Source organism: Pseudomonas sp., assembly GCF_050739935.1.
Lineage (GTDB): Bacteria > Pseudomonadota > Gammaproteobacteria > Pseudomonadales > Pseudomonadaceae > Aquipseudomonas.
The window spans coordinates 1-12,162 of sequence record NZ_JBOICF010000043.1; the positions used below are offsets into that span (position 1 = coordinate 1).

At 61.7% G+C, this 12,162-nt stretch carries 9 protein-coding genes and 1 pseudogene; 7 read left to right on the plus strand and 3 right to left on the minus strand.

From position 1 onward, the window contains the following. Positions 1-221: 221 nt before the first annotated feature. Positions 222-1,115: a LysR family transcriptional regulator gene (locus tag ACRER8_RS07265; RefSeq protein WP_431745669.1), complete on the minus strand. Its 894-nt coding sequence runs from the start codon at positions 1,113-1,115 to the stop codon at positions 222-224. Positions 1,116-1,435: 320 nt separating this feature from the next. Between ACRER8_RS07265 and ACRER8_RS07270 the strand changes: the two are divergent. From ACRER8_RS07270 to ACRER8_RS07280, 3 genes and pseudogenes are all read left to right on the plus strand, one after another. Then, positions 1,436-2,738: pseudogene (locus ACRER8_RS07270) on the plus strand (CitMHS family transporter). Beyond that, positions 2,739-4,097: an acyclic terpene utilization AtuA family protein gene (locus tag ACRER8_RS07275; RefSeq protein WP_431745670.1), complete on the plus strand. Its 1,359-nt coding sequence runs from the start codon at positions 2,739-2,741 to the stop codon at positions 4,095-4,097. Beyond that, a complete protein-coding gene (locus ACRER8_RS07280) occupies positions 4,094-4,417 on the plus strand; it encodes an AtuA-related protein (RefSeq protein ID WP_431745671.1) in 324 nt (107 codons plus the stop codon). Before ACRER8_RS07275 ends, ACRER8_RS07280 begins: the two co-directional genes overlap by 4 nt. 242 nt (positions 4,418-4,659) lie before the next feature. Here the strand turns inward: ACRER8_RS07280 and qhpR are convergent, their stop codons facing one another. Continuing rightward, positions 4,660-5,733 carry an AraC-like transcriptional regulator QhpR gene (qhpR, locus tag ACRER8_RS07285; protein WP_431745672.1) on the minus strand — a complete coding sequence of 358 codons (1,074 nt, stop codon included), beginning with the start codon at positions 5,731-5,733 and terminating at the stop codon, positions 4,660-4,662. A 477-nt stretch (positions 5,734-6,210) separates the two neighbouring features. Between qhpR and eat the strand changes: the two genes are divergently transcribed. Genes eat through eutC form a run of 3 tightly spaced genes read left to right on the plus strand, consistent with a single transcriptional unit; the run spans position 6,211 to position 9,820 of the window. Continuing rightward, positions 6,211-7,563, plus strand: coding sequence for an ethanolamine permease (gene eat, locus ACRER8_RS07290; RefSeq protein WP_431745673.1), 1,353 nt, complete (start codon positions 6,211-6,213; stop codon positions 7,561-7,563). 30 nt (positions 7,564-7,593) lie between these two features. After that, on the plus strand, positions 7,594-8,985 hold the full coding sequence (locus tag ACRER8_RS07295) for an ethanolamine ammonia-lyase subunit EutB (RefSeq protein ID WP_431745674.1): 1,392 nt from the start codon (positions 7,594-7,596) through the stop codon (positions 8,983-8,985). 10 nt (positions 8,986-8,995) lie between these two features. Then, positions 8,996-9,820, plus strand: a complete 825-nt coding sequence (eutC, locus tag ACRER8_RS07300; RefSeq protein ID WP_431745675.1) for an ethanolamine ammonia-lyase subunit EutC — start codon at positions 8,996-8,998, stop codon at positions 9,818-9,820. Positions 9,821-9,987: 167 nt separating this feature from the next. Here the strand turns inward: eutC and ACRER8_RS07305 are convergent, their stop codons facing one another. After that, positions 9,988-10,959, minus strand: coding sequence for a DMT family transporter (locus ACRER8_RS07305; protein ID WP_431745676.1), 972 nt, complete (start codon positions 10,957-10,959; stop codon positions 9,988-9,990). A gap of 307 nt (positions 10,960-11,266) precedes the next feature. Here ACRER8_RS07305 and yghX point away from each other — a divergent pair, with 307 nt between their 5' ends. Beyond that, positions 11,267-12,154, plus strand: coding sequence for a YghX family hydrolase (gene yghX, locus ACRER8_RS07310; protein ID WP_431745677.1), 888 nt, complete (start codon positions 11,267-11,269; stop codon positions 12,152-12,154). The last annotated feature ends 8 nt before the right edge of the window (positions 12,155-12,162 follow it).

Genomic DNA, 12,162 nt, shown 5'->3' on the forward strand with positions numbered 1-12,162 from the left:
CGGCGTGTCAGACAACGCATCTGTAACTGACTCACCGCATTCGCCAGCAAGCCGGCTTCTACACAGAGCGCGGTGTCAGTGATTTCGTCATCACCTCGCTTGAGTGCACGAGGGGTCCATTTACGACGCAGATCCATTCCAGAAGCCGGCTCGCTGGCGAACCCGGCGTGTCAGACAACGCATCTGTAACTGACTCACCGCATTCGCCAGCAAGCCGGCTCCTACACAGAGCGCGGTGTCAGTGATTTCGTCATCACCTCGACAAATTTGGCCGCCGCAGGGCTCAGCCCGAATCCCGCCCTCGTGATCAACCCAATCTCCCGACTCACTCCCGCATGTTCGATCTGCACCTGCACTAGATCGCCCCGTCCTTCGTCGGCCGATTCGGGCAGTAGAGTCATCCCCAGGCCCTGACGCACCAGCGCCATGACCGTCGACATGTAGTTCGCTTCCAGTCCAGGCGTCAGCGCCAAGCCTTCTTCGGCAAACAATTGCTCGACCCGCTCGCGCACGCTGCTGTCGCGGCCAGTGAGGATGATCGGTTCCCCGGCCAGCAGCGACAGCGGGATCGACCGACGCAGCGCCAGCGGATGCTCCTGTGGCACGAACAGGCTCAACCGGTCGACCATTACCACCTGAAAATCCAGTCCGTGACTCATCCGTGCCCGCACGCCCAGGCCGAAATCCACCTCACCCTCGCGCACCAGCGCATCGATGCGTTGCGCCACCACGTCGCGCAAACGCACTTCGACACCCGGAAACTGCTCGCGGAAGGACTTGAGGATCGGCGGCAGCGCTCCCGAGCACATGGAGGGCAAGGCAGCGATCGTCACGACTCCCCGACGCAACGCCGCCAGATCCCGCGAGCCGCTGACGATGTTGTCCAGATCGAGCAAGAGTTTTTCCATCGGTCCGCGATTATTCTGCCCGGCGGCGGTGAGGCTGACCTGACGCGGGCTGCGTTCCAGAAGGGTTACGCCGAGCCATTCTTCCAGTTGCTGAATCTGCACGGTCAGGGCCGAAGGGGACAGGTTCAGCTCGACCGCCGCCTTGGCGAAGCTGCCACTGTGGGCCACGGCCAGGAACGCGCGAATGTGCTGGATCGAATTTTTCATGCTGTTCCTTTGGAGAAGCCGGAATGATGGTTGCTCTGTAGCAGCACGGCTTGCCGAGGTAGCGGCCTTGAAATCGCCACCGCCGGCGAGCCGGACTGCTACAACGGGATCGCGCAGGACCGGCGGGCGGGTTTGATCGTTCCCCGCTCTGCGTGGGAATGCATTCCTCGACGCTCCGCGTCGTCAACATTAAATTCGGTTTTTCCGAATGCAGGCCCGCAAACATTTCAATTTACAAAGCTTACCCCCGTTTCGATACTCGCTGAAAACAACAACAGCTCATTCCGCCGCCTGCCGGACAGGAATGACAAGGACCGCCTATGCTCGCCACCCTCGGTGTCATCACCATTCTCTGTTTGCTCGCCGCCGTCATGAGCAAGCGTCTTTCGCCTCTGGTTGCCCTGATTGCCTTGCCCATCATCGCGGCGCTGCTCGGTGGTTTCGGCCTGCAAACCAGCGGCTTCATCATCACCGGCATCAAGAACGTCGCCCCCGTGGTCGGCATGTTCGTGTTCGCCATCCTGTTTTTCGGGGTGATGACCGACGCTGGCATGCTCGACCCGATCATTGACCGCATCCTGCGCACGGTTGGCACGCGTCCTACGCGGATTGTCGTCGGTACCGCTCTGCTGGCGTTATTGGTGCATCTGGACGGCTCGGGCGCGGTGACTTTTCTGGTGACCATCCCGGCGATGCTGCCGCTGTACACGCGACTGGGCATCGACCGTCGGATTCTTGCCTGCGTGGCAGCGATGGCGGCGGGCGTTAACTTCCTGCCATGGACCGGCCCGGTGCTGCGTTCGTCCGCAGCGCTGCACGTGTCGGTGGCCGAGCTGTTCCAGCCGCTGATTCCGGTGCAGATCGTCGGTCTGGCCTTCGTCTTCATCAGCGCCTGGCTATTGGGACGTCGTGAAGAGAAGCGCCTGGGGCTGGGCCGCCTTCAAGGGGCTGCCGCGAAGGTCGATGTGGTGCCTGAACGTGTGTTGACCGAGCAGGAAGAAGTGCTGCGTCGCCCGCGCCTGTTCTGGCTCAACCTGCTGCTGACCATCGTGGTCATGGCTGTGATGATCGCCGGTTGGGTCGATCCGGTGGTGATGTTCATGGTCGGCACCGTGCTGGCGCTATGCATCAATTACCCCAACGTTGACGCGCAGCGCGCACGCATTGATGCTCACGCCAAGACCGCGCTGACCATGGCCAGCATCCTGCTCGCGGCTGGGGTTTTTACCGGGATCATGCAGGGCACCGGCATGCTCAAGGCCATGGCCGAAGTGGCGGTGGCGCAAATTCCCGCCGGGCACGGCAAGCTGATTCCGATGATGGTGGGCTTCCTGTCCATGCCGCTGAGCCTGCTGTTCGACCCGGATTCCTTCTATTTCGGAGTGATGCCGGTGATCGCCGAAGTCGGCCGCGCGCTGGGTGTCGACCCGCTACAAGTGGCGCAGGCGTCCTTGCTGGGCGTACACACCACCGGTTTCCCGGTCAGCCCGTTAACCCCTGCGACTTTCCTGCTGGTGGGCCTGTGCAAGGTAGAACTGGCCGATCACCAACGCTTCACCATCCCGTTTTTGTTTGGCGCATCGGTGTTGATGACCCTCCGCACTGCTGCTGGGAGTGTTTTGAATGAAGATTTTACGCATTGGCTCCGGCGCCGGTTATTCGGGCGACCGCATCGAGCCTGCCGTGGAACTGGCCGACAAGGGTGCGCTGGATTATCTGGTGTTCGAATGCCTGGCCGAACGCACCATCGCCCTGGCGCAACAAGCGCGGCTGGCGAACCCCGAGGCCGGTTACGATCCTCTGCTGAGCGAGCGCATGCGCCGGGTGCTGCCGTTCGTAGCTCGTGGACGTGAAGCCGGGCAAAGACGTCTGCGGGTGATCAGCAACATGGGGGCGGCCAATCCGTTGTCGGCGGCGCGGGAAGTGCGGCGGATTGCGATGGAGCTTGGACTGCCTGGCTTGAAAGTCGCGGCTCTGACGGGGGATGACGTGCTCACGCAGCTGAATCCCGAGCAATTGCTGGATAACGGCGCGACAGTCGAATCGCTGGGTGAGCGTCTGGTGTCGGCCAATGCGTATCTGGGCGCCGAAGGGATTGTCCAGGCCTTGCAGGCCGATGCCGATGTGGTGATCACCGGGCGAGTGGCCGACCCTTCGCTGTTTCTGGCGCCGCAGTTGTTTGAGTTCGGTTGGGCGCAGGACGACTGGACGAGGTTGGGGCGCGGCACGCTGATCGGCCATCTGCTGGAATGCGCGGGGCAGATTACCGGTGGCTATTTTGCCGATCCCGGCGTGAAGGATGTGCCGGATCTGGCGCGTCTGGGCTTCCCGCTGGCCGAGGTCGATGCCGAGGGCAGGGCGGTGATCAGCAAAGTGCAGGGTTCCGGCGGACGTATCGACACCGCAACCTGCACCGAGCAGATGATCTATGAAGTGCATGATCCCAAGGCCTATCTGACGCCCGACGTGACCGCGGATTTTTCCGACGTCTCGTTCAGCGTCGTCGCGCCCGATCAGGTGCGTGCGGAGGGTGCCGATGGCCGAGAGCGCCCACAGACGTTGAAAGTCTCCGTGGGTTATCTCGACGGCTGGATTGGCGAGGGGCAGATCTCCTATGGCGGCCCCAGGGCATTGGCTCGGGCGCAGCTGGCGCGGGAGGTGGTGCTTGAGCGGCTGAAGATGATCGGCGTGGTCTTCGACGACGTGCGCGCCGAGTTGATCGGAGTCGATTCGCTGCACGGTCCTGATTTGGGCTCGCGTACGTCCAGCGAACCTTGGGAAGTGCGCCTGCGGGTAGCTGGCCGCTGCGCCGATAAATCCGAAGCAGTGCGCATCGGCAACGAAGTGGAAACCCTTTACACCAACGGCCCTTATGGCGGTGGCGGAGCGACCAAGAGCGTACGCCAGGTGGTGGCCGTGGCATCGCTGTTACTGCCCAGGGATGCCGTCACACCGCAGGTTCATCTGGAGGACGCATCGTGAGTGCGGTCAAATTGCGTGAGCTGGCCCATTCGCGGACCGGGGACAAAGGCGATACGTCGAATATCTCGGTGATCGCCTTCAAGGCCGAGGATTACTCACGCCTGCGCGATCAACTGACGGCCGAGCGCGTGGCAGCGCATTTCGCGCAGCTGCTGGACCCCAAGGCGGGGTCGGTGCGGCGGTATGAGTTGCCGAATGTGCAGGCGCTCAATTTCGTCTTGCCGGGGATCCTCAAAGGCGGGGTGACCCGATCCCTCGCGCTGGATGCTCACGGCAAGGCGCTGGGGGCGGCGTTGTTGGATATTGAGATCGAGCCGTAAGGCTTCTGCGTTCGGTGCATCCACCACGCCTTTCAATTGGTCAACAGCTGCGGGTCGGGGTTGCTGCTCCAGTCCCATCAGGTCGTAGATTTGGTGTGACTTTCGCTTTTAATTCTGGCCGCAGGCCGTAGGAGCCGGCTTGCTGGCGAACGCGGTGGGCCAGTGATGGAGGTGTTGGCTGACCCACCGCCGTTCGCCAGCAAGCCGGCTTGTACAGTAGGTCGGCGTTCAAGCCTCGGGATTTACTGAGCGGCGATAGCCGCACTGCGCCACTGCTTCGGACTTACCCCGAACCAGCGTTTGAACGCTCGGGAGAAGGCGCTGGTTTCCGAGTAGCCGAGCATCGAGGCGAGCTGGGTGACGCTGAGGTTTTGTTGCTTGAGGTGGGCGATGGCCGATTCCTGGCGGATCTGGTCTACCAGCTGCGTAAAGCTCAGGCTGTAGTCGCGCAATTTACGTTGCAAGGCCCATTCGGACAGGCCCAGGTGATGGGCGATCTCGTCCAGCGCGGGCTCGCCCAGATGCAGCGTGGCGAAGATGGTCTGGCGGGCGCGGTCCAGCAGGCCGGCTTCACTGCTGACGCCGCTGCCGGTATTACCTAGCTGGCGAATCGCGTCCTTGATCAGCATCAGCAGGATCGGGTCGCTGCCGGGCATGACCTTGTCGATGAGTTCGCATTTGGGAATCAGCAGAGAATTGCAGCCCTGAGCGAACTGCACGTCAGCCTGGAAGGCGTCGCGATGTTCGTGCCAGTCCTGGGGCCTTGCATGTTCGAAAGCGACCTGCCGAGGCGCCCATTCCGGGCCCAGCACATGGCGTACCAGATTCAGCGCCATGCCCATGGTCAGCTCGGCGTCCTGACGGCGTTCGTTGATCGCGCCATGCCGCACTTGGTAATCGAAGCGGTAACATTCGCCCTGATCCACTAGCTCGATCAGCGTGCTGTGCTGATGAAAGGGGAATGCTTCGGAGAAGTTGATCAGCGCGTGTTCCAGCGTTGCCGGGCACAGGCCTATGTAGCCAAGCAACCCCAAGGCCTGTGGTTGAAACTGTTGTCCGTAGTGCAGGCCGAAATTGTCGCAGCCGGTCTGCCGCGCGGCTTCTTCCAGTACTTTGCAGTAATTGGTCAGGGGCAGGCTGAGGGTCGGATGCAGCAGTTGCTCGGGGTCGATGCCGGAGCGGCCAAAGACCCGATCCAGGTCACCGCCGTGCTGCACGATAAAGCCATCCAGACCATTGGCGGCAGCCGACAACACACCGCGATTGCTGGCGGCAGGGGTGTTGGGAGCAGCGCTTGGCATGAGCGTCTGAAGCATTGGGTGAACGGCCTTCAGGATCTGTATGAATTTAATTCAAGCAAATGTCATACCTTGTCACGACTTGAGCCTGGATTGGCAAGCTCGGCAACGCCCGAAACCGTGGGAGTGAGCTTGCCCATGAATGCTATGGTGCAGCCCTGGATGAGGTGTCGGATGTCGGGGTCCCTTCGTGAGCAAGCTCGCTCCCACATGATTCTTCGTTACGAAGGTCACAGCTAACGCTGCAAATTTGCTACTCAACGACCCAATCTGCAAACGCAGCGTTGGGTAGTCAGGTGCCACCCCGCCCGATCATGACCTGAGATAACGCATATCCGTCATTGCACGCTCCAGCGTGGCGCAGCTATGCAAATACCCACAAAACTTGACCGCACAGGACAACCCGCGCTCTGCACGGTCAAGCCTTGGCCGCGCAGCTGTGGCTATGCTCGACGTCAGGCAAATACCGTCGATTGGCTACCGGGGTGCACAGACATGACTGTTTCACAACTCAAACCAACATTGGGAACCCTGCATTTATGGGGGCTGGCCGTGGGTCTGGTGATTTCCGGCGAGTATTTCGGCTGGAGTTATGGCTGGGGCACCGCTGGCACCCTGGGCTTTCTGGTGACCACGCTGATGGTGGCCGTGATGTACACCTGCTTCATCTTCAGCTTCACCGAGTTGACCACCGCCATCCCCAACGCAGGTGGGCCGTTCGCCTATAGTCTGCGCGCCTTCGGGGTGACCGGCGGAATGATCGCCGGCCTCGCGACCCTGATCGAATTCGTCTTCGCACCGCCAGCCATCGCCATGGCGATCGGCGCCTACCTCAACGTGCAGTACCCGTCGCTGGACCCTCGCATTGCGGCCATCGGCGCGTACATCGTGTTCATGACCCTGAACATCCTCGGCGTCAGCATTGCCGCAACGTTCGAACTGGTTGTCACGGTGCTGGCCGTCGCCGAACTGCTGGTGTTCATGGGGGTGGTCGCGCCGGGCTTCAGCTTCAGCAACTTTGTGCTGGGCGGCTGGGCCGGTTCCGACACGTTCGGCCTGCCAGCGATCAGCGGCATCTTCGCGGCGATTCCTTTCGCGATCTGGTTCTTCCTCGCCATCGAAGGCGCAGCCATGGCTGCCGAAGAAGCCAAGGATCCGAAACGCACGATCCCTCGCGCTTATGTCGCGGGCATTGTGACCTTGGTGACGCTGGCGATCGGCGTGATGATCTTTGCCGGTGGCGTGGGTGACTGGCGCGCGCTGTCGAACATCAACGACCCACTGCCTCAGGCCATGAAAGCGGTGGTAGGCAACAACTCCAATTGGATGCACATGCTGGTGTGGATCGGCCTGTTCGGTCTGGTGGCGAGCTTCCACGGCATCATTCTCGGCTACTCCCGGCAGTTCTTCGCCCTGGCCCGCGCGGGTTTCCTGCCACCGAGTCTGGCCAGACTGTCGCGCTTCCAGACCCCGCACCGGGCGATCATCGCCGGTGGCGTCATCGGCATCGCGGCGATTCTCAGTGACGGTCTGGTCAACCTGCAGGGCATGACCCTGACCGCCGCGATGATCACCATGTCGGTATTCGGCGCTATCGTGATGTACATCATCAGTATGCTCAGCTTGTTCAAGCTGCGTCGCAGCGAACCGCATCTGGAACGCAGCTTCCGTGCGCCAGGTTATCCGATCGTGCCGGGCATCGCGCTGGTGCTGGCTGTGGTCTGCCTGATGGCGATGGTCTGGTTCAATCTGGTGATCTGCGGCATCTTTGTCTGCCTGATGGCGCTGGGCACGCTGTTCTGCATGTTGGTACGCAGTCGCGGTCCGGTTGTTGCAGTGGCCGGTTAATCACGTTGATCGATAGAAGGAAGATTGCCCATGAGCTTCGCCCACAGCATCGGTGGCATGGTCTGGCGCTTCGACAGCCTGCGGGAGCTCATGGCCAAGGCCAGTCCTGCGCGTTCCGGCGATTTCCTGGCCGAGGTCGCCGCCACCAGTGACGCCGAACGTGCGGCGGCGCAGATGGCCCTGGCCGACGTGCCGCTCAAGCGCTTTCTCAATGAGGCGCTGATCCCCTACGAAGAAGATGAAGTCACACGGTTGGTCGTCGACAGTCACGATTTGGCGGCTTTCAGCCCGGTGAGTCATCTGACGATTGGCGGTTTGCGCGACTGGCTGTTGGGCGACGATGCCACCGAAGCCAGCCTCAAGGCCTTGGCGCCGGGGCTGACCCCGGAAATGGCGGCAGCGGTGTCGAAGATCATGCGCGTGCAGGATCTGGTGCTGGTGGCGCAGAAGATCCGCGTGGTCACACGCTTTCGCAACACCGTGGGGCTGCGCGGGCGAATGTCGACGCGCCTGCAGCCCAACCACCCGACCGATGACCCTGCGGGCATCGCCGCCAGCGTGCTAGACGGCCTGTTGTACGGCAATGGCGACGCGATGATCGGCATCAACCCGGCCACCGACAGCGTCAGCGCCATCAGCGAGCTGTTGAAGATGCTCGACGGTGTGGTTCGTCATTACGAGATTCCGACCCAGACCTGCGTGCTGACCCACGTCACCTCGTCGGTGGCGGCTATCGAAAAGGGCGTGCCGCTGGATCTGGTGTTTCAGTCCATAGCGGGCACCGAAGCGGCCAACAGCAGCTTCGGTATCAGCCTGGAGATTCTACGTGAAGGGTACGAAGCGGGCCTGAGTCTGAATCGCGGGCCGCTGGGTAACAACCTGATGTATTTCGAAACCGGGCAGGGCAGCGCACTGTCGGCCAACGCCCATCATGGCGTCGATCAGCAAACCTGCGAAGCCCGCGCCTACGCCGTGGCCCGGCATTTCAATCCGTTTCTGGTCAACACCGTGGTCGGCTTCATCGGCCCGGAATATTTGTACAACGGCAAGCAGATCATCCGCGCCGGACTTGAAGACCACTTCTGCGGCAAGCTGCTGGGCGTGCCCATGGGCTGCGACATCTGTTACACCAACCACGCCGAAGCCGATCAGGACGACATGGACGTGCTGCTGACGCTGCTCGGGGTCGCCGGGATCAACTTCATCATGGGCATTCCGGGGTCCGATGATGTGATGCTCAACTATCAGACCACCTCCTTTCACGACGCCTTGTACGCACGCAAGACGATTGGTCTGCGCCCAGCGCCGGAGTTTGAAGAGTGGCTGATGCGCATGGACATTCTGCGTCAGGATGACGGCGGCGTGCGGCTGGGGCAGGGTGTGCCGCCGCTCTTCCGCCAGGCGCTGGCGCAGCTGAAATGAGGATATGACCATGAGCGATGACCACAGCAAATCACCGGCTCAGGCCGATGCCTGGCGTCAGCTGCGTTCGCTGACTTCGGCGCGCATCGCCCTGGGGCATGCCGGGACCAGCCTGCCGACCGCCGCACAGCTGGATTTTCAGTTCGCCCATGCACAGGCCCGCGATGCGGTGCATCTGCCATTCGATCATGCTGCATTGAGCGAACAACTGAACGCCCGTCAACGTGAAACCCTTACGCTTCAAAGCTCGGCGCCGGACCGCAACACCTACTTGCAACGACCGGATCTGGGGCGACGCTTGTCGGCGGATTCGGCACAGCAATTGCGCAGTTACGTTGAGGCGCATCCCGAGGGCTTCGACCTTGCGGTGGTGATCGCCGACGGGTTGTCTTCATTGGCGGTGCAGCGCCACAGCCCGGCAATGCTTGAACGGATCGACCAGTTGGCAGCGGCCGAGGGCTGGAGCCTGACGCCGGTGGTGCTGGTGGAGCAGGGTCGGGTCGCGGTGGCTGATGAAGTCGCTGAACTGCTCAAGGCGCGGATGGTGGTGATCCTCATCGGCGAACGCCCAGGCCTCAGTTCGCCGGACAGCCTCGGTTTGTACTTCACTTTCGCGCCACGGATTGGCCTGAACGACGCTGCGCGCAACTGCATCTCCAACGTACGGCTTGAAGGCATGAGCTATGCGATGGCCGCGCATAAATTGCTGTACCTGATGCGCGAGGCCTGGCGTCGGCAGTTGTCGGGGGTGAGCCTGAAGGACGAAGCCCATGTGCCGGTGCTCGAGGCGGGCGAAGCAGCGCGGCCGGGGAATTTTTTGCTCGGTCCTGAATGACCTGTAAGCGATCACTTTTCAAACACGCCGCAATCCTTATAGGAGACATCGGAGGTTACGACGGCAGCGAAAGCGGGGTGTCAGCCGAAAGATGTGTATCTGACCCCCGATTCGCCAGCAATCCGGCTCCTGCAAGTACTGCGGTTTGATCCTCGGCGCGGGAGTCCTCAGAGGTTTACGGGATGTTCATCGGCATTGCGAGTCGGCGCAAGAATGACCCGCACCGAGTACACCGTGCCGAACAGGATCAATGCCAGACCAATGCCTTCGACCAGGCTCGGCAAACGACCGTGAAAGGCCAGCCCGAGCACCGTGGCGAAGAACGACTCCAGCGCGATCAACTGGCCCGACAGCACCATCGGCAGGCGTCGCGAAGCCAGGTTCCAGGCCCCGGCGCCGATGACCGAGGACAGCAGGGCGATCATAAAGGCCCAGGCGTAAAGGTGCAGCGCATCCGGCGTCGCGACACCCAGGATCGGCAGTCGCAGCAGGTTAGTCATCCAGGCCAGCGGCGTCAGTATCAGGGCAGCGAGACCTGCGCCGATCATCATCAGGCAGGTCCAGGCCGTAGTGGCGCTGGTATGCAGATGCTCTATCGCTGCCTGATTGACCACGCTGAACGACAGCCACAGCAGCACCGCGGCCAGAGAAAACGCCAGCCCCACCCACATCTGGGTACCGACTCCGTTCGGCTCATGCAGCAGTTGCAGATTGATCAGCATCAGCCCCAGACCCAGCATGCCGATCGGCATTGCCAGCTGACCCCAGCGCAGCGACCGGTGTTGCGCATTGCCAAGCAAGGCCTGCAATACCGGCACGGTGCCGATGAACGCAGCGATCAGCAGGGGCCCGCCGTAGATCACACCGCCAGCGATGCAGCTGCTGTAGCCCAGATAACCCAACACGCCGAGGCCCATGCCGGTCAGCCATTGCCTGGGGCGCAGACCGCGTAACTGAGCGCGGTAGAACGGCAGCAACACCGCGCCCAGCAGGCCGGCCATCAAGAAACGCACCAGCATGAAGTCCTGGATGCTGTAGCCCTGCAGCACGTAAGGCGCGATGAAATTGCACGCCCAACTCAGCGTCGCCAGCACTGCCAATGCCACGCCTTGCAAGATGATCGCGCGCGATGAGGTCATGTTAATTCCTGTGGTGAGGCTGACGCGATATCTGTAGCAACATGGCTTGCCGACGGCGGAGCCAATTGCAATCGCCCCGCCGCCAGCATGCTCCTACGGCCTTCTGCCAGAAGCGATCCAGTCCCTGGGCGTGCCTGCCGCTTCCGGCAGGAACCTGGTTATCGGTGCCATCTTGCCGATCCCCGACACTGTGCTACAAATGATTTCTGCGCCTCAATGCATTACTGGAACTTATTGGGTCTGGCGATAGGCTGGTCGCGGACCTCGCAGCGCAATGACAGCCGACAATAGATGAGGAAGTGCGCAGATGGCTCGACTCACCGCTAAGGATTTCGCCCCTGAGTTGCTTGATCTGTATGACTTTTACGTCCACGGCAAAATCAACCGCCATGAGTTCCTCGACCGTGCCGCGGTGTTCGCCCTGGGAGGTCTTACCGCGACAGCGATTCTGGCGTCGTTGAGTCCCGACTACGCGCTGGCTGAACAGGTTGAGTTCACCGACCCTGAGATCATCGCCGAATACATCGCTTACCCTTCTCCCAACGGCCACGGTCAGGTGCGGGGTTACCTGGTGCGTCCGGCGAAAGCGAGCGGCAAAGTGCCCGCAGTACTGGTGGTGCATGAGAACCGCGGTCTCAATCCGTATATCGAAGACGTGGCGCGACGGGTTGCCAAGGCCGGGTTCGTCGCGCTGGCACCCGATGGTCTGTCCTCGGTCGGCGGTTATCCCGGTAACGACGAAAAGGGGCGTGAACTGCAGCAGAAGGTCGACCCGGAAAAACTCATGAATGACTTCTTCGCGGCCATTGAATGGCTGATGGCCCATCACGCTTCAACCGGCAAGGTGGGCATCACCGGCTTCTGTTACGGCGGAGGCGTGGCCAATGCCGCCGCTGTGGCCTACCCGGAGCTGGCGGCGGCTGTACCGTTTTATGGCAAGCAACCGAAGGCCGAGGACGTTGGCCGGATCAAGGCGCCGCTACTGCTTCACTATGCGGAGCTGGACAAGCCCATCACTGATGGCTGGCCTGCTTATGAGCAAGCGCTGAAAGCTGCGGGCAAGACCTATGAAGCGCATATCTACCAGGGCACCAACCACGGTTTTCACAACGACTCGACCCCGCGTTACGACGACGCCGCTGCCAGGCTGGCCTGGGATCGGACCGTGGCGTGGTTCAACAAGTATCTGGTGTAAGCCAGTAC